This window comes from Saccharopolyspora sp. NPDC045839 (assembly GCF_056431645.1).
The window spans coordinates 151,486-171,846 of sequence record NZ_JBWKKH010000014.1; the positions used below are offsets into that span (position 1 = coordinate 151,486).

The following is a 20,361-nucleotide window of genomic DNA, read 5'->3' on the forward strand; positions in this document are numbered from 1 at the left end:
TTTGGGGAGCCCGCTGGGGAGTTTGGGTATCCGCCGCAGGGGGAGCCTGCTGCGGAGTCTGCGTATCCGGATCCCAGCGAGGAGGAGGCGCGTCGCGCACAGGCAGAACGTGAGAAGGCAGAGAAGCGGGCTCGCCGTAAGAAGGAAGAGGAACGGGCTCGCCGTAAGAAGGAAGAGGAACGGGCTCGCCGTAAGGAACAGGAGCGCTGGGAGCGCTGGCAGAGGGAACAGGCCCGTAAGGAACAGGAGCGCTGGGAGCGCTGGGAGCGGGAACAGGAACAGGAATATCCCCGCGGGGAGCGCCGGCAGCACCGTAAGGACTCGCCGCCCCGTCGGGATCATGGGGACGGGGGTTACGTGCCTTGGCAGGAAGCTCCGTCGAAGGATTATTACAAGACGTTGGGTGTGGGGCCGGATGCGTCTGAGGACGAGATCAAAAAGGCGTACCGCAAGCTGGCGTTGAGGTTCCACCCGGACAAGAATCCGGGTGATAGGGCGGAGGCTGCGGCGGCGGAGTTCAAGGTCGTCACCGAGGCATATGAGGTCCTCTCCGACCCGGAGAAGAAGGCCGGGTACGACTATGCCCGTGATTGGCATGCGCGTGTTCGTGCCGGTGGGCGGGCTCCTGGTATGGGTGGTGCGTCGTCGGCGGTGTCGGGTGAGGCGCCGGTGCGTCCGGATGTGGTGTCGGCGGAGACTTTCGAGGGTGATCCTGAGGGTGAGGTCGCGTTCCGGGAGCGGCATTTTCCGGATATGGGTTATGTGAACGAGGGGAATCGTGCTGCTGGTTTTGAGGGCAGTGACACGAACTGTCTGGATTCTTCGCTTATGGCGATCAATCTGGATTTGCATCGGATGCGGCACGGTGATTTGTCTCCTGGGCAGGCGGGGGAGTTCAGGGCCGGGCTGAGTGGGCGGGTGGACCCGAATCGTGTCCCGGAGTCGGGTTTGGGTCCGTTGTCTTTGCAGGGGCGGGGGCGGCGGGGTTACGCCGAGGTGATCGACTATGTGGCCGGTAGGGCGAATGACGGTCCGCATCAACTGGTGTATGCCTATTTCGGTGAGGGCGATGGGCATTTCTTCTTCGCGGCCAAGCGCGGTGACCAGGTCGTGTTCGTCGATGCCGAGAACAACAAGATTGCGGCGTTGGGCGACCCGGAACAGGTGTGGGCTTCGCGGGTGACTTCGGACCTGGTGCTGAAGCACGTGGTATCGCCGGTGGGCACCAAGGCTCCTGCGGGGACCGGGAACCAGGCGAGTTCCGCCCAGGAGGGTGCAGAGCGCCTCAAGCGCATCACCGACCTGGCCGACACCTACCCAGCGGACATCATCCAGGCGACCCGTGCCGAAATGGACCGGCACCCGGCAGAGTCGAACAACGTTGCCCTCCGCGCCGGCCGGAAGATGATCTGGCTGACTCCGGCGCGAGCCCGGGCATGGCTGGCCGAAAACGGCATCACCTATCCCCGCGACGGTGGCATAGCGTTGGCCATCGCGAAGTACACCGCACCCCCGCGGGACTGGCTGAAGGCGCCTCCTTCCCGGAGTTACAACGTCGACGACGCACAGCGCTTCTATGACACGATTCGGGATCTAGCGGACCGGCACCGGCAGGCCGAGTGGCATGGCTTCTTGACCTCGATGGACTCGCTGGCGGGTCTGATCGTCGACACCTATCCGCCGGACCGGTACAGCTATGTGGGTATCGGCCGCAGTCCGGCTCCGGTCGTCGCCGCTCTCCAGTCCCGGGGCCACGACGCGGTGTCCATTCCGATGTCGTCCTTCCGGCCGTCTCCGCCGCGAAACTCGTTGCTGCGCCAGACCTTCCAGCGCTACGACGTACCCACGCCCCAGCAAATGCGCATGCTCGAAAAGCATTTCGACGAGTTCCTGGGTCATCTGCCCCCGGCCCGTGACGTGCTGCTGCTGGACTACACCCAGTCCGGGCGTTCGCTGATCGCGGCGCAGTACTACCTCCAGCAGCACCTGCTCCTGAGCGACCGGGCCAGTGGTACCGGCCAGGTGGTGCGCGCGGTCGCGATGTACGCGCCCGAACGGCACAAGAAGATGCTCGACACCGTCGCCGGCATCGCTGACAACTCTGCTTTCAGCCAGACGCAACGCGACGGGTGGCGGTCGCGGTTCGCGGTCATGCCGCTCAACCCGAAAGGATTCCTGGGCGATCGTGCCAGTACGTTGGTGGACGCGTTCGAGAGCCAGACGTTCGACGAACAGGCCGAGTACGGCAAGTACGAGATCCTGAGCGCGAACCCCGACGACCCCATGCCGCGGCGAACCGACCGCCAGGACGGCTACCGGACGCTGCGGGATGCCATGGACACGGCCCGCGGGGTAAAAGACCTGGTAGCCGGGGACATTCCTCCCGGCCGCGGTGGTGGTGCCATGACGTCGACCCCATCCGAGCGTCTTCAATGGATCGTCGATGCCGCCGAGGTATTCGACGAAGACGTCACCTCCGTAACCGATGCCGAAGCCGCCCGGCACCCGGCGGGGTACAACGACGTCTACCTCCGTGACGGTCAGCACACGATCCCGCTGACGCCGGAGCGGGTCCGGATATGGCTGACCGAGAGCGGCATCAAGGAGTATCCCGTCGACGGTGGCATAGCGCTGGCCATCGTGCTGTACACCTCCAGCGAGCCGGCATGGGACGACGACGCACCGCTTCACCGGGAATACCGGATCGACGAGGCACAGCGCTTCTACGACACGGTCAGCCGCCTGGCAGCCCAGCACCATCTGGCTGAGCAGCAGGGGGTCGTGAGCGCGATGGACCGCGTGGCGGAGTCGATCGTCGCCAACTATCCTCCGGACCGGTACAGCTATGTGGGTATCGGCCGCAGTCCGGCTCTGGTCATCGCCGCTCTCCAGAAACATCATCCGGACGCGGTCGCGGTCTCGATTCCGCTGTCGTCGTTCCGGCCGTCACCGCCGAAAAGCTCGTTCCTGCACGGGACCTTCCGGGAAGGAGGCAAGTGGTTCGTACCCGATCGCGAACAGATTAGGCTGATAGGAAGGCATTTCGACGAGTTCCTGGGCGATCTGTCCGCGGACCGCGAGGTGCTGCTGGTCGACTACACCCAGTCGGGTCTGTCGCTGATCTCGGCGCAGTACCACCTCCAGCAGCACCTGAACGCACGGGCGGGCGGTTCCGGTCAGGTGGTGCGCGCCCTCGCGATGTACGGTCCCGTTTGGGAAAAGGACGTCCATCGCATCTACAACAGCATCGTTAACGACAGGTTCCTCGACAGCGTCCGCGTAACGGAGGAACGCCGGCGGTGGCAGTCGCGTTTCGACCTCATGCCGCTGCACCACCTGCACGAGTCCGGAGATGTGGCGGAGCGCGCGCTCGATCGGGAGGCATTCGGAGGGCTCGCCGAGTACGGCTCTTACAAGGTCATGCGTGCACGTCCGGGCGACCCGATGCTGCGGCGGACCGACCGCCGTCCGCAGGACGGCTACAAGTTGCTCCAGTTCCTCGTCGATGACGTCCGGCGGGGGCCGGATCCGGACAAGGCCGCTCGGTTCGAAACCCATGACGCCTTGTCGGGGCCGCCGGGCATGGGCGGCGCGTTGCCGGCCGGCCTAGTGTCGGCCGAGCGGACGGGCATGGTGTCGGACGATTCGGTCGGCACGATGTGGGATCCCGCCGCGCCGGCCGCCGACTGGGATCCGGCCGGGGCGGCCAGAGACTGGGATCCCGCCCGGGCCGTCCAGGACTGGAATCCCGCCGAATCAGACGTGACGCGGGATCGCGATGGCGGACAGACCGAGACGCCGGCGCCTGTTGCGCAGCCGCCGGAAATCGATGTGCGGACGCCGACCGATACGCAGCAGCCGCCCGCCGGCGGGCGGCTGGAGCAGGCCCGCGCCGAGCAGTGGAAACCGACCGGCCCGATCGACGGCGCGGAGCTGCGGGCGAAGATCAAGGAACGCGTCGCCTCCGACGACGAGGTCCTGCGGCAGGTGATCGACAAGCAGTTCTCCGACGAGAAGCTGCAGGACAAGTGGTCGCTGTCGATGGAAGGCATGCACACCGAGAACCTCGGTCTGCACGCCGGGCGGGGCCCGGAGGTGACGCTCAAGGTCATCGACCTGACCGAGCCCACCGATCCGCACGAGGTGACGGGCGAGACGACGACCGGCAGCGCCGGGCCCTCGGTGCGCTCCGGGGCATCCAGCAGCCGGCCCACCATCGGCACCGGGGCGTTCGCGTTCCGGGTGCCGACGCCGTTCATCACCGTCGCCGGCAGGATCATGGGCCTGTCCGCGAACAGCCGCGGATCGGGCCTGAGCGCTTCCTCCGAGCACAAGACCTCGACGAAGGTCACCGAGCGCAACGCGGGCGCGATCGCCGCCGGCCACAAGGTGACTTACCAGGTCGTCGTGCGCGAGGGGTACCAACGGCCGTGGAAGAGCGGTACCGAGTCGGCGGACACGGTGACGGTCGACGTGCCGCTGAAGTCGGTGCCGGCCGAATCCGGCGGCGGCAAGCTGGGCCACCCGGACGCGATCGAACACGCGGAGTTCTCCGGAATCGGCGACATCTACCGCTCGGTGGAGAGCGCCATCGGCGGCAAGTTCGCCGAGAACGACCCCGAGGCCGGCCGGTTCCGCGGCGTGCTGGACTCGCTGGGCGACCGCGACCAGGCCAGAGAGGTCTACGGTGGCCGGCTGTTCCTGGGATCCTTCGCCTTCAAGGGCGTTCGTTCCCCGATCGAGGTAACCCTCGCCGTGTCCGACGCGCGGCGGCTGAAACTGCCCACAGTGGACGGAACCGTCGAGCGGACCAGCGAGGCGACCGGCAAGACCGGTTCGGACAGGTCGATCACGGCCAAGTCCGGTGGCACCGGGTTCATCGGCGGCGGCGACCCCACCGCGGTCGTCGGCGGTTTCATCGGCCCGATCGCGGAACGGGTCTGGACGGACTCCGCCAGCAGCGGCACGACCGAGTCCTTTGGGCACAAGACCAAGACGAAGTACGACGGCCCGCTGGACAAGCACCGGGTCGGCCACACCTTCGTCGTGGAAATCAAGCGCCGCGATGGAAAGCCGCTCACCCCACCTGACCGAAATGGTGACGGTGAACAGCTGACCAAGAGCACGATCAAGACCGTCCCCGGCGCGGCGACGCTGTGGATGAAGCCGAGCAACGCCGCGAAGTACGGCTGGTCCGGCGACACAACCCCGGCGCCTGTGCAGACGACGGACGCCGATGTGCGGACGAAGGACGCCAGTGCGCAGACGACGGCCCCGGCGAGGTCGAAGGAGGAGCTGGAACAGATACCGTACCGGGCCGACGCGCGTTACGAGATGCCCGACTTCACGGTGGACACGGTGGTCGGTCCCGCGCTGACGCAGATCCAGGCGAAGCACCAGCTCAAGTCGAACGACCTGGCGCGTGTCGCCAAGGAGTTCCGGAACTTCGTGCGCAAGCGCGGCAAGGACATCAACCAGGGCGGCGCTCGGTTCCCGCTGAGCGCGCATGTCAGGGGCGCCCCGGACATCTTCGTCAAGGGCACGATGCACAGCGCGGACGCCGAGCCCATCGACGCCGACGAGCGGGAGACCGCGGAGAGCGAAATCTCCGTCGGCCACTCCCGCGACGTCGAGATCGCCCGGGGCAAGATCGGCGCGACCGGCATCGCGGCCATGCTCTCCAGCGAGTTGGTCTGGCCGACCCTGAAGGGGCTCACCCGGCAGAAGATGGTCACCAACGCCGGGAAGATCAAGCAGAGCACCGGCCGCAAGCACGTCTTGTCCGCCAAGCGCCCGTTGGAGAACCTCCGGTACCCGACGACCTTCGACATGTGGATGGGCGGCACCTGGTCCTCCCCGGGCGAGCGGATCGGCGTCAACGACCAGGGTGTCTCCGAGCTCATCGCGGACGTCAACGTGTCGGTGCCGGAACAGGTCGGTGTCGCGCTCGGCCAGTCGGCTACCCGCCACACCGAAGACTCAGCGCAGACGACGGAAACCGGTGGGCAGACGACGGAAACCGGTGGGCAGACGACGGAAACCGGTGTGCAGACCACGGAAACCCGTGGACGGACTGCGGAAACCGCTGCTGAACCGGTCTGGCGAGATGGCACCGCGCCGGCGCCGGAACGCGAAGGCCTGTTGCCTGAGGGATTCCAGCTGGAGTCGGCCAGGCCCGTGCCCGGGTTGGTGACGACCGTGGCGGGCATGCTGAGCAAGACCCCCGCGGCACGCTGGAAGGAGTGGCTGAAGCTGCCGGCCATCGGGCGCAAGCCGGTCCGGTTCGACGAGCACAGCGGCCACCCGGTTCGTCCCGCGGCACACGTGCAGAACGAACGCAACGCCGCGCTCAGCGCCCTGGAGAACTTCGCGAACGTGGACGCGCGGATGGCCCGGTTCGACCGCGCCGCCATGCGGAACGGGCAGCACTCGGTGCATCTGAAGACCCACAACCACGGCGGACTCTTCGGGAGTCGTGAGCTGTTCGGTACCGCGGCCCTGCAGACGAAGCTGAGTAACCCGACCATCGTGCGGCGCGACGACGACCACGAATTCAGCACGGAGGCGCACCGGTCGACCGCGACGGCCCAGGGCGACAAGCGTGCGAAGGGGTGGCGCCTGGAAGGCGGCTTCACCCTCTTCTTTCCGGTCTTGCAGTTCCTTGCGATGGGCGTCGACTTCAGCGGCGATATCAAGCTGATGCGCGGCAAGTCCGGCGAGGTCGCCCAGAAGTCCAAGAAGACCGAGAAGTACAGCCAACGTGAACGGCGCTACCTGGTCCGCTATGACGACACCCACCAGGTGCGGACCTCTGTGCGGCGACGCTGGCAGTCCGTCTTCCACTCGGTGCACGACGGCACGGCCACCGACAAGGCCAAGTGGGTGCACGTGCCCGGGGCGAGGGAGGTCTGGGTCAAGGCCAGCGAGATCCACACGATCGGCGAGCTGACCGATGCCGACCTGGCCAAGCTGGAGCCGGAGGACGCCGCCCGGTACCGCAGGTACCACGTGGTCGCCGAGGAACGCGACGCCACGGACCAGACCGAGACACCCGGCACCGAGAACACGGCGCCTGGCAACGAGAACGAGACGTCCGACACCCGGGCGAGCACGTCCGGCGAGCGTCCGGCCGTGCCGACCGGGCCGAACGGCAACGAGGTGCGGCCGCCCGCCAACGTCGGCCGCGGTCGCGGCGATGTCGGCATGCACCGGCCGGAGGCGGGCCGTGAACTGGCGGACAAGATCGCCGCGTCGATCACGAAGTGGACCCAGGAGCAGCGGGACGCCCGCGCTTCCCAGCCCGCCGGCCCGGAGAGCCTGGCGGACCGGATGGCCCGCGGGCTGCGTCGGGCGGCGAAGAAGGTGCTCGCACCACCCGGCATGAGCCACTTCGACGCCATCAACGACTCGATGCTGCATGACGAGCTGGAACCGGTGCTCGGCTCTGTCGACGCGAACCTGGCGGTCGAGGAGATCATCAACGGCGGATGGCCGGTGTTCATGTCCGCCGACACGCCGTTCGGCAAGGTCGAGCAGCTCATCATGGTGCGCGGCCGGCTCGGCGACGGCAGTTACCACAACACGATCGACCGGACAGGTGAGGAGGGGCACGAGGTCACCCGCCGGGAGACCGGTGGAGCCGAGCGCCTGAAGTCGGCGGTGGTGGGCGTCGCGGCCATCTTCTACCCGTCGACCAAGAAGCACGCGAACTTGCACGGATTCGCCCTGCAGGCGGGTTTCAGCAGCGACAAGGGGGACGAGTTCTCGAAGAAGCTGTCCGATGCCGTGACGATGCCCGTGGACGGCGAACACCACCAGTTCGCGCACGACCTGATCATCGACCGGCTCGACGTGTATCCGTACGCGAGCGCCGGGACCTACCGGAAGTTCCTCGCGGGCGTGGTCTCGCAGCCGACGATGTTCGGCAAGCCGTGGCGCGCCGACCCGATCGTGCTGGAGGGCGCCGCGCGGTCCACGGTGCGTAGCGATGAAACGGTCGAGGAAGGCTTCCCGGAGCGCGCCCCGATCGCAGTGAAGCGAGGCGCGCTGCGGGTGTGGCAGGTCGGCAACGGCCGCCGGCCCGGGTTCTCGGACAACGCGATCGTGCACACCCGCTCGTTCGAGGCACCGAAGCTCCGCGCGAAGCTGAAGGGACTCATCGACGGCGAGCCGGACATCGGGCGGCCCGCGTTGCGCCCGGAGACGGCGAACCAGGTGCTCGCCGCGACGACGGCCGGGAAGATGCGCACCAACCTGCCGGCGGCGATGAAGCCGAACGGCTACGAGATCGAGATTCCGACCGGCGAGCTGGAAAAGCTGCGGGTCAGCGCGCACATCTACCGCCGCAGCCTGCTGGAGGTGCGGAAACAGCCGCTGAAGCGAAGCCAGGGCACGGAGCACGGCGTGAAGTCGACGACCGAACGTCACGTCGGGGTGGTCCCCGGGGAGGTCGGGCAGATCCGTGAGGCGCCGATCGAAGAGTCGAACTTCCGGCCGATGCAGCAGTTCCTCGAGGCCGAGAACGAGGTATTCGGCTTCAGCTCGGGGAACGAGCTCAGCGCCTCCTCCGGGACCACGGAGGACAGCGCCGCCACGACCAGTTACCTGGTCTCGGTGACACCCCGCTGGCGGCTCCGCCCGTACTACCGCGGCGACAACATCCCCAAGTTCTGGAAGGAGACCATCCGCACCGGCCCCGACGAGCCGATCGAGATGTGGGTCGACCGGCAAGGCCTGGCCGACCTCGGCTTCACCGACGAAGACCTCAGAGCGGTCGAGACCCCGGAGCAGACCGAGCAGTCCCCGGAACCTGTCGACTTGCACCGCGGTGTCGACGACGCGCAGGTGACGGAGGACGAGACCGCTCGTACCGAGCGGACACCGGAACCCGAGTCGTCGTTCCTGCACCTCACTCCCGACGACCGGACGTCGACGAGCCCGGAGCGGCACGAGGATTCCACCTCCCAGGACACGCCCCAGCAAACCCGGGAAACTCCCGGCCACGCCCGGGAAACGCCCGAACAACGGGAATTCCGGGCGCGCTACCCGGAGCTGTGGGGCGTCAACGGCGAGAAGTATGCGAACCAGGTTCCGGGGCACACCGAGAACTGCGGGCAGTCGCTGATCGCCGCCGAGCAGACGGTGGTCAATGCCCGGTCCGGCAACCGGGCGGGCGGCGTCACGGTGCCCGCGGTCGGTGGTCCGCCGATGAGGCTGGACGTGCTGACGGAGCACTTCCGCGTGAAGCCCGTGAAGGCCACCCACGACCAGGTCGAGGCGCACATGAGCCGCCAGGACCCCGGCTCCATGGGTGCGGTCTTGCTGGAGAGCCGGGACGGCATGGTGCATGTCGTGATGGCCGAGAAAGGACCGGATACCCGCGAGGGCGCGGGAGACGGGCCGGTCGACTTCCTGGACCAGCAGAAGGCCGAGATGCTGGGCAAGGGCGCGCTCAAGGTGGTCGGCTTCATGCCGCTGCCGCGTACCGGTGCCGAACCGATGGACGGCACGGAACTCGACCCCGGTCTTCTGGTCGGGATGCCGACGGGCCGGGACGAGGCGTCCCAGAGCAACGCCGAGCAGGGGGTGCGGGACGCCGTCGCCTACATGCGGGCCACCTCCAAGATGCTGGACGTCGCTGTCATTTCGCAGAGGTTCGGGATCAGCCACTCGTCCGCCCAGTTCGCGATCACCACCGCCGCTCCCGATGTCATCCGGGCGCGTGCCGGAGGTCCGTCCCCGGTGGCCGTTGATGTGCTCGCCCGTCTTGCCGGTATCGGCACCGTGCAGGCGGAGCGCATGATCAGGTCCGTTGCGTTCGATGATGTGCGGGATGCTGCCCGGGATGGGAGGCCGCGCACGGCGGTGGAGTTGGGTGCGCGGTTCGGCAAGTCCGGTCGGTGGGGTTTCGATGTGATCGGCGCTGTGGTGCGGGCCGATGCGGCGAGTGGCCGGTTGCGTGTTTCTGGTTTGGCCGCGCGGTATGGCATTAGCCGTAGGGCGGTGAAGTTCTACACGGGCGCGGGTGCGGCGTTCGAGTATGCGCGGGCGGCGCACCGCAAGGGCGATGTTTGTACCGTCGCGGCTCTTGTCCGCGGGCTCAGGATCGGTGAGGCGGAGGCCCGGACTCAGATCGAGGCTGCCGAGGTGGCCGATGCGCGAGACGTGCGCGACTGGATCCTGCTCGAGAACGGACGGCGAGGATCGGCCGCGGAACTGGAGTCTCTCCGACTTGTCGGTCTCCGACGCGACGGGAGCGACTACTCGCTCGGTGCAGTGATGGACAGGCTTGGCCTGGACCGCGAGCGGGCCTTCCGCATTCTGGGCGTCGCCCTGGTTTCGGATCTGATCACCGGGCACATCGACCGGTGGAGTTCGCCGGCGGCTGTTGCCGAGCGGTTCGGGATCACCGAGGCGGAGGCCGGGATCCTGATCGACACCGCAGCGGAGGCCGAGTCCCGGGACAGGGTGCGGGACGCAACCTTTGCATATCGTGCGGCATCCGCCGCGGACCTCGCCGAGAAGTACGGCAGGACAACGGAGTGGGCCACCGAGCGCCTCGAAGCCGCCTACCTCAGCGAGCTGCGTTCCCGGGGGATCCAGCCCGGTGAAGGCCGGCCGTACACCGCCAACCGCGTACATCTGCGGGCGGCCAGGTACCACGTGAGCCGGGACCGGTATCTGGAGTTGGGTAACGGCGCGGCGCGGGCCGATGTTCGTGAGGCTGCGGAGCGTGGGGTGCCGTTGACCGGTGCGGAGCTGGGGCGGTGGTATTTCCATGTGGAGCGGTGGGGTGAGGATCGGGTTCTGGAAGTCGCGCGTGATGCTGCGCGTGATGCGGTGCGTCGTGGTGAGCGGCTCGGTGTTGATGATCTGGCCGTGACGTATGCGATCAGCCGTGAGAAGGCCGAGCAGGTGCTGGTGGCGGCGGCGTTCGCGGATGCGCATGCGCATGCGGCGCGTGATCGTGGTGAGCCGCATGCGGTCGAGCCGTTCGCGCGGCGGTATGGCATCGATGCTGAGACGGTGGAGAGGCATGTCGATGCCGTAATGCGGGTCGATGTGCGCGATGCCGCGGACCGCAAGGACCCGTACACCCGCCAGGAGCTGGGCGAGAAGTACGAGGTGGATCCCGAGCGGGCGTTCGGGCAGATCGAGGCCGCCGGGATGGAATATCTGGCCGATGCGGCGGATACCCATAATCCGTTCATGGCGGTCCAGATCACGGAGAGGCTGGGGCAGAACCACGAGTGGGCCAGGGATCTCCAGCGCGCTGCGGTACGGGCCGATATCCGCGCGGCCGCCGACCGTCACAAGCCGCTTACCGAAAGAGACGTTTCGTACCGGCACATGGTCGACACCGCCGAGATCCCGATCCTGATCAGCCTGGCGGTGCAGGCCGATGTGCGGGAGGCGGCGGATCGCAACGAGCCGTATTCCGAGGAGGACCTGGTCACCAGGTACGGCAACGACCCCTTCCGGGAGGATGACGCGATTCACGCCGACGTGCGGACCGGTGTGCGCGACGGTGTGGACCGTGGTCTCCGCTTCAACGCGCGCACGGTGGCCGGGATGTACGGCATCAGCGCTTACGAGGCGGAGCGGGTGTTGTCGGCGGTGGCTCGGGCTCATGCGGGTGAGACCCGTAATGGTGCGGAGCCGGTCAGCGCGGGGGATCTGCGGGACTGGTACGGGATCACTGAGGACGAGGCGCGGCGTTACATCGGCGGATACAGCATCGAGCTTGCCCGGGCGGCCGAGGCGATTCATGCCGCTGCGCGGGCCGGTGTGCGTGACGGTGTGGATAACCGTGGGCTCCGTTTCGACGCGGACACGGTGGCCAGGACGTACCGCATCAGCCCTTATGTGGCGGGGCAGGTGTTGTCGGCGGTGGCTCGGGCTCATGCGCGTGAGGCCCGTAATGGTGCGGAGCCGGTCAGCGCGCAGGATCTGCAGGACTGGTACGGAATCGCTCCGGGTGAGGCGCGGCGTTATAGCGATGAGGCCCGGAATCTTCCGGAGGATTCCGACGCGGAGTCGGTGCTGGGCGAGGACGAATACCAGGCAGTGCGGGCTTCCCAGGAGGCTGCCCCGCAGGCCCGGCAGGCTGTCCAGCAGGCGGAGCAGGCCCAGCAGGCTGCCCAGCGGGCGGCCGGGCAGGCTGTGCGGGCTGCGGAGCAGGCGCGGTCGGTGCGGCGGGCTGCCGAGCAGGACCGGCGGGCTGCCGAGCAGGTCGAGCAGCCTGACCAGCGGGTTCGGCGGGTCCGGCGGGCCGAGCGGGCTATCGAGAAGGCTCGGTGGCCTGCCTGGACGGCCCAGCAGGCTGCCTGGGATGCCGAGCGGGCTGCTCGGGCGGCCCAGCAGGCCCGGCAGGCTGTCTGGGAGGCCCAGCAGGCCCTGCTGGCTGCCCAGCAGGTCGAGCAGGTTGACCAGCAGGCCGAGCAGGCCCGGCAGGCTGCCCAGGAGGCTGCCGAGCAGGCTCAGCAGGCTGCCAAGCTGGCAGACCAGGCCGAGAAGGGCGCTCGGCAGGCGCAGGAGGTGGCTCAGCAGTTCGAGCTGGTTGTTCAGCAGGCCGGGCAGGTCCAGTCGGCTCCGGCTCACTCCGCTGGCCAGGGTGGTGTGGCGCATGTCGATGAAGGGCATGTCGAGGATTCGGATGACAGCGACTACGACTCGGAGTCCGATGACGAGGACCTGACTGGTTTTTCTGCGGCGAATCAGGAGTTTTTGGATGCTCATCCTGATTTGTGGGGTGTGAACGGTCCGCGGTACGCGGCCGGGTTGCCGGGTTATACGGAGAACTGTGCGCCGTCGTTGGTTGCGGCGGAGAAGACGCTGTATCGCAACGCGAGGAATGCCGGAGTCCGCAGGGCGGGGAGTGCCCGCGTGGGTGGGGATGCCGGTACTGCCAGGGATCTTCCACTCGACGCTATCCCCGCGATGCCCAGTGGCTTGATGCCGTTGGGTCGGCTGGAGCAGGATCTGAACACGTCCTATGAGGACAGTGTGGAGGACCACGCTGTGGCGGCGACTTATGACGAGGTCGTGGCGCATATGGGTGGTCATGGGGGTGAGGTGTGGGGGTCGGTAGTCCTGCGGGAGGGCGATGGTCCTGGGCACGTCATCTTGGTTCAGCGGACGTCGGATGGCCGTGTTCGTTTCGCCGACCAGCAGCAGGGGATCATCCCGGACGTGAGGCCGCGTGAGGTGGCCGGATTCCTGCCGTTGAGGCGTCTGGGGTCGACGCCGATGCCCGGCGAGCGGACGCGGATGGACCCGAACCTGCTGGTCGGTGCGCCGGGTGGGAGCAGGTTCGGGCTGGACCGGGTCCTCGGTGGCATGGCACGGCGCGGGCATTCCGCAGGGGGTTCCTCGCTGCGGGTGGACAAGCTGATGGAAGCGCATGGCATCAGTGAGGAGCATGCCTTCGATCTGGTGGCGCCCGCGGTGTTCCAGGATGTACGCGACGCCGTGGCATGGCGCCGGGGTGACCTTCTTCGGAGCCTGGCCGAGAAGTACCAGATCAGCAAGAATCGGCTGTGCGGCGTGATCGAGGACGTGGTGCTGGCGGATGTGCGCCGGGCCGCCAACGCCGGGCGCCCGTTCAACGAGAATCTCTTGGACGCGAAGTACGGTTTCATTCGGAGTTTCTACCGGCGCTTCGATGCCGCGCTGATCAGGAGAGCGGCGGTGATCGCGGATGTGCGTGAGTCGGCGGACAATGGCCGGCGGTACACCGATGATGAGCTGGCCGCCAAGCATCGCATCACTCCCGGGATGGCGGCCGGGGCGACCAGGATCGCGGCGCTGGCGGATGTGCTCGAAGCGGTCGATTCTGGTGGCTGGCCCCACACCGCGGCCGAACTGGACGCGCGCTACGGCAGGGGACTCGTGTGGGGGTTCGAGGTGCGTGCGCTGGCATCGTCGATGCGGGTGCACCCGTTGAAGGCCGACGAGCTCCTGGCAGAGAACCTCCCCAAGGTAGGCAGGATCACCGGGTTTCGGCCGGATGGTCCGGCCCCCGCTCCGGCGGGGGAACGGGAGTTGCGGGCGCGGGCAGTTGTGCGTGCGGCGGCCGATAGCGGTGCCCCGATTTCCGCACGGGCACTGGCCGAGCGCTTCGGCCGGTCCGTGGAATGGGCTCAGGTTCAGATCAACGTGGCCGCGCATCGCGATGTGGTCGAGGCGATGGGGCGTCGGCGGCGCTACACCGTGGAGGCGTTGGCCGCGAAGTACGGCATGAGCCACGATTGGGCGCGTACCCGGATTCTCGATGCGCCTGTCATCGAGCGGGTCATGGGGCGTGCCGCACGGCAGGCCGCACAGCAGGCGGCTGCGAACGGGCGGCCGGTCGCTTCCCGGGATCTGGCCGACCAGTACGGCATCAGTCTGGCGAAGGCCGAGGCGTCGATCGCCGATGCGGCGAAGCGGGATGTCGAGGACCGTGCCCGGGAGAAAAATCCCATTGGCAAAGACGAGCTGGCTCGCCGGTACGGCAAGTCCCTGGAGTGGGCCGGTGACCAGATCTACGCCGCCGTGCGCGACGGGATCGCCCGTACGGTCCACCAGCGCCCGATCGGGCTCACCTATGACAGCGTGCGGAGGCGTTACCACATCGAGCAGGGCCGGTACGAGGATGCCATGCGCGACGTCCTGCGGGCCGAATTGGGAATTTCCGTGGGCTGGCGCAACACTGTCCCCTCCGAGGAGAAAGCGGACTGGTACGGGGTGGATGTCGGTGTCGTCGATCGACTGGTCGACGAGATGGCCGCGGACGATGTGGCCGCGACCGCGGTCCTGGGCGCCCAGTACACAGTGGACCAACTGGCACGACGGTTCGGTAAGGACACCGGGTGGGCGCAGCGGCAAGGTGCCGTGGTCCCGAACGAACCGCGCCTGCGCTACGAACCGTACGCGGCGGCGGAGCCTCCGGTGTCCGGTTTGCTGGACGATCCGCTCGGTTTGCTGGACGATCCGCCCACCTACGAGCAGTCGGTGATCGCGCTGCCGGAGCGCTATTCGCACCTGGCGGGGGTGAACAGGCCGGGACACCGTGCGCACACCGTTGCCGAACTCGCCAGTAGTTCCGGTATCGGCGGCGGTTCTGTCGCCGGGCCTGTCGCCGGACCGCATAGTGGTCCGGCCGGTGCGGCCCGTGTTGAGCCCGGCGGCGAAGGGGCCATGGTGGTCGACGGGGCGGTTCCGCCCGCCTATGAGCAGGCGGTGGTCACGGCTCGGGATTTCGTGGTGCCGGGTGAATCCGAGGCCTACGTGCGGGAGAACTATCCGTTTCTGGCGGGGGTGAACGGGCCGGGGCATCGTGCGGAGGGGCGTGCGGAGAACTGCGCGTACACGATGGTCGCGGGGGAGCGGACGCTGGCGAGTCTGCGGGACTTTGAAGCCGGTCGTGTGAGTGATGTGACGCTGGAGGTCGCGCTGCCCGGCGGGCCGATGAGGTTGAGGGAGTTTGAGGGGCTCCTCGGTGCGCATGCGGTGAAGGCGTTGTTCGGTGACGTGGTGGCGCACATGAACCGGTCGTTCGACGAGGTCACGCGGCGTGATGGCCGGCAGCCGGGGAGCATTTGGGGTGGGGCGCTGGTGCAGACCGGGCGCGGCAAGGCGCATGGTGTTTTCGTCGAGCGGCGCGCGGACGGGACGGTCACTTTCGTCGACCAGCACCGGAAAGTCATCGCGGACGCGACGCAGGACAACGTGATCGGGTTCCTGCCGCTGACCCGCCTCGGTTCGATGCCGATGGACGGCGAGCGGATGGACAAGGACATGCTGGTCGGCGCTCCGCCCAGGACAAGGGGCGGGCTGCGCTGGCCCAAGCTGCCAGGCCAGAAGTCCCTTGCGGCAGACGCATTCGAGGGCCGAGGTGATTCCGGCACCCGGCGGCAGAGCGCCGGCTCGACGAGGCCGAATGGTCTGAATGCGATCGCGCGGGATATCGATGCTCTGAGCGACTCGGACCGCAGTGCCTTCCTCCATGATTCCCGGAACAGGTCGGCCGGTGATGTGATCACCGAGGCATTCGGTGGGCCGAAACGGGTGGCCGCGCTGGCTGACTGGTACTGGAAGGAGTCGTTGAGCAGGGCCGGGAAGCTGTTCGGGGCCGGAAGTTCGGGGAATCCCGTTCAGCAGTCCGCGCGCGAGGGGGCGGAGCCGAGCGCTGCGGAGCGGTTCTTCGCTCTGCCGGAACTACAGCATTGGTGGGAGTTGAATCTTGCCGATGTGCTGACGTACGTCGCCCGGGCTTCGAACCAGCAGCTGGTGCGTTACCTCGGCCCGGTCCGCGCAGCCGAAGTGTTGGGTCCTGATGACAGAGTCGTCGAAGAGCTGGGGTTCGAAGACCCTGTAAAGGTGATGTGGGAAGTGCTCGGGGGCAGGCGGGATGTGCTGGCCAAGTCCCATGTGTCGAGGCTGCGGCTGGGTGTTCTGCGGGCGATCGCGGACGAGCTCCTTCAGCCGGAGCCGTCCACGGCGCGGCCGGAGACGCCCGTGGAGTTGGTGTGGAGCGAAGACGGGATCTCGGCTGCGGCGGACCGTTTTGCGTGGACGTTCGCTACGAAGGGCGATGAGATCCAGTCCGGCGCGTACGAAACGTGGGACCGGATGAAATCCGACGTCTCGCATCTCCATCCCGAATCGCAGCGGGTTCTCGCCGCGTTCAACTACCGGGCCCGGCGGTCGGTCGACTACGTCGTCGTTCAGGCGCTGCTCGGTAATGCGGATGCGAAGAGCTTGCTGGAACGGTCGGGGATCGTGATTCCTGATCGCGGTAGTCGCCAGAGCCAGGTTCTGCAGCTGTTCGAGCAGATCGCCGACAAGTTCAGGGCGAGCGGTCAGGTGCTGACCGATGATGCGCTGCGGCGGCTTGTGGGGGAACGGGAGCGCGAGGCGTTCCGGACGAAGGCAGGTATTTCTCCGCTCGGTGACGTGGTGAGCAGAGACGATGAGGCCGCTCCTGTTTCGCCTCCTCGCCTGATGCGCGACGCCGATGCGGTGCGGGATTTCGTGCTGTCCAACTCGGGTGCAGAGCACTTCCTCGTGGTGCGAGTGCCGACGAAGGGCTCGCAGGAAGCGCCGCGGGCGGTCTACGTGCTCAACGATACGGCGGGGTCCGTCTCGTCCGGGGCGCATCCGGCCGCGTCGAGTCGTCGTTACTTCCTGCGGAGGAGCAACTTTCTCGAAGGTGGGGAGGCGCACTATTTCGTGAGCGGGGTCGGGCGCTATGGCCATCGGGCCTTCCCTCGGTCGGATCTCCAGTTGGAGGCGGGAAAGCGTGCGAAGGACGATGTGGCTTGGTGGGCGGAGTCAGGCGGGCTGCGTGCCTCCGTTGCCGACGGGGTGAGGTTGGGTGAGCCCAGCACTGGCGCTGTTTCGGGGACGTCTGCGTCGCGGGACGACGTTGTGGACGACCTGGTGAAGGTTCTGGGCGGGCCGGACCGGGTGGCGCGGCTGGATGGCCGGTTGCCGCAGGTGAAGAAGTTGCTCGGTCTGCCGGAGGATGCGCGGCTGGATCGGGTCGGTGACCTGGTCACCCATGTCAACGGGCTCCGCACTCTCGACCTGGCCGGAATCATCGGTCGCCGGAAGGCCATCTCGATCGGCAGGGACAAGGCGAAATTGCGCCGCGCCGCGCTCCAGGCCATCGCTGATCAGCTCGCTCCGAAGGCGGAGATGAATGCGGACGGCTCCGAAACGCGTGCTCATGTCGAGTACCGGGCTCGTTTCCCGGAGTTCCGGGGGATCAACGCGAGGAACTACAACCAGGACGCGTCGGGGCGTGTGGACTGTGGTCTGTTGTTGATCGCGGGTAAGAGGACTCTTGAGGCCGGGGCGACCGTAAAGGTCGATGAGTTGGGTCCGGTGACTGTCGGTCGGTTGCAGGATGAGTTCGGTGGGCAGGCTGTGCGGGCGTCCTACGACCAGGTCGCGCACCACTTGCGAAAGCAGGATGCCGAGAATCCTGAGTCGCAGCGCGGAGATCGTATCTGGGGAGTGGCGTTCCTGCGCGGTTCCCGTGGCATGCTGCACGGGGGGTTCGCCGTCACGGTCGGAAAGGACGGACAGCCCGAATTCGTGGATCCGCAGCGCGAGACGGTCGAAACCGGTCCGCTCGACGTGGTGGCCTTCCTACCGGCGTTCGGCACGACGCCGCTGGCCGGGGAGCGGCTGCATCCGGACCTCCTGGTCGGCGCTCCGACCGGGACCGCTGGGATGCCGGAGTTCTCCCTCAATGTCACAGATGTCGATGCGTCGGAGTCGGCCGATACGCCGGAGTCGGCACCGATACCTCAGCAACCGCCCTTGCCCGGCGTGAAACCTGACAGGCACGCCGATCCGGTGGCGGTGGCCGAGCTGCTGTCCGCGTTGGAGGCCAAGGCTGAGAACTTTCCAGCACACCAGCGGCAGCCCGGCACCGAGCTGCTGGGTGCGGATCCGCTCGGGGTGCGAGCCACTCCGGATCCATTGCCGGGGATGAAAGACCTCGACTTCGATCGACTGTGGGCGGCGCAGACGATGGAGCTGCTGGACCGCGTGGACATGCTGGCGGGTCGGCCGCCGGTGAATCTGACCGCGGAATCGCTGACGGGCGATGGTCAGCGCACGTGGACGAGGGATTGGCGGCCTGGTGAGCGGGCGGCCTGGGCAGAGTGGATGAGCGGTATCGATTCGGCGGCTGTGCCGGACCGGATCGAGATGCCGCGGACCGTGCACACGATCTGGGTCGGTGGTCCGTTCACCGCTGGTCCGAGGCAGGAAAACTTCGCGCAGTCGGCCCGCATGCTCGATGCACAGGCGGTGCTGTGGACGGACGTTCCGCGCACGCAGGTCGAAGCCGCCGTCCGTGGTGCGGATGTTCCTCAAGGCGTGCGGGAAATGGTGCAGTGGGCGCAGGCCAACAACATCCGCCTGGTCAACGTGCACGAACTGGGTGGCACGCCACTGCGCCGGCGGATGGATCCCTCCCTCCGCACGGAGCTCGCCAAGGGATCCGGCCTCGGCTACGGCGCCGCCGCGGACCTGCTGCGAACGGAGATCGAATACCGCTTCGGCGGCCTGTACATCGACAGCGACGACGTCGTGACCAGTCCCGATGTGCTCAGCAAGGTCCTGGACTCGGAGCACCGCTTCGGGTACGCGAGCACGACGGTCAACAGAGGAGATAGCGAGAAGGTCCGGAGAGGCAACAACGCGATCGCGCAGCCGAAGGGGCACCCCGCCGCGCTGGTGTACCTCGACCTGCAGCTGGGCAACTACGGGCTGCCCCAGCTTGATCTCTTCACCCGGTCCGCTGTTTCCCGGTCGTCGATTCTTCACCAGCCGAAGGAATACTTCGGCCTTACCGGAGAGGGCCGGATCCGGCGCAACTCGATCATCCCGCGCGTCGGACCCCTGGTGCTCCGCCAACTCCGCGACCGGCTCGGGCTGAGCGACCTGCCGTCGCTCGACGGCGTGTCCTTCAACAGCGAACAGGCGTGGCTGGACAACCCGAAGTCGGCCGAAGACACGCGCATCCGCCCCGACGACGTCGAGGCCAAGGCCGATCTGACGGCGGATGCCGTTCACACCCTGACCCGCGGCCTGGTGAACCGGCAGGGGAACCTCGATCTGACCTCGGTGCGGCACTTGGTGGCGAAGCACCCGGATCCGGATGTCGCGTGGACGGCGATCTTGGAGTTCGTCGCGAGCGTGCCCGCGTGGCGCAAGCAGGTTCGCAGTGTCACCTCGCATTGGTACGGCCACAGGGGATACGAGACTCTCGACCTGCCTGTCGACGCGGCCAAGCTGCTGTCGCGCACAGGCGAGCCGCAGACCGAGTTCCTCGGCGAGGTGCTCGTGCCCGCTGTCATGCACGAGCCCACCTCGCCGCGACCGGATTCGACGTGGCGCTCGCGGATTCCCGGCCACGAGGTCGGCGACATCGTCAGCGACATCAAGAAACGACGTGCGGAGGAGAAACCCTCCATCAGTCAGCTGGCGGCACGGCGACGGCGCCGCGTCCCCGTCAAAATCGACTACTCCCCTGCACCGGTCTCGATGCGGCTGCAACGCGGAACGGTGCTCGACTCGGGAGTCCGGCCGGAAGGCTTCGAACCGGCCGGCGCAAAGCCGACCGGTGCGGAACCTGATGGGAACGACGTCATGGAAGCCGCTGTCGCGGAGGACCGGCCCAGCACGTGACACCGCGGACCGCAGCACCAACGCGAAGCGGCGCCCACCGGTGGCGGAGGGTTGTGTGGGGAGACGCCGACCCAGAGATCGACGATGAGCTGTAATAACGGTTCGGGGCTGCGGTGGTGGGGGTTTTCCCGGATGACGTGTGCGGGCAGGCACGGAAGCCGGGGATCACGG

General features: G+C 67.5%; 1 protein-coding gene. It reads left to right on the top strand.

Features of this window, described 5'->3' with window-relative positions; all coding sequences use genetic code 11:
* Positions 1-357: 357 nt before the first annotated feature.
* On the top strand, positions 358-20,190 hold the full coding sequence (locus tag AC07EQ_RS21230) for a DnaJ domain-containing protein (protein WP_478389643.1): 19,833 nt from the start codon (positions 358-360) through the stop codon (positions 20,188-20,190).
* Positions 20,191-20,361: the final 171 nt, after the last annotated feature.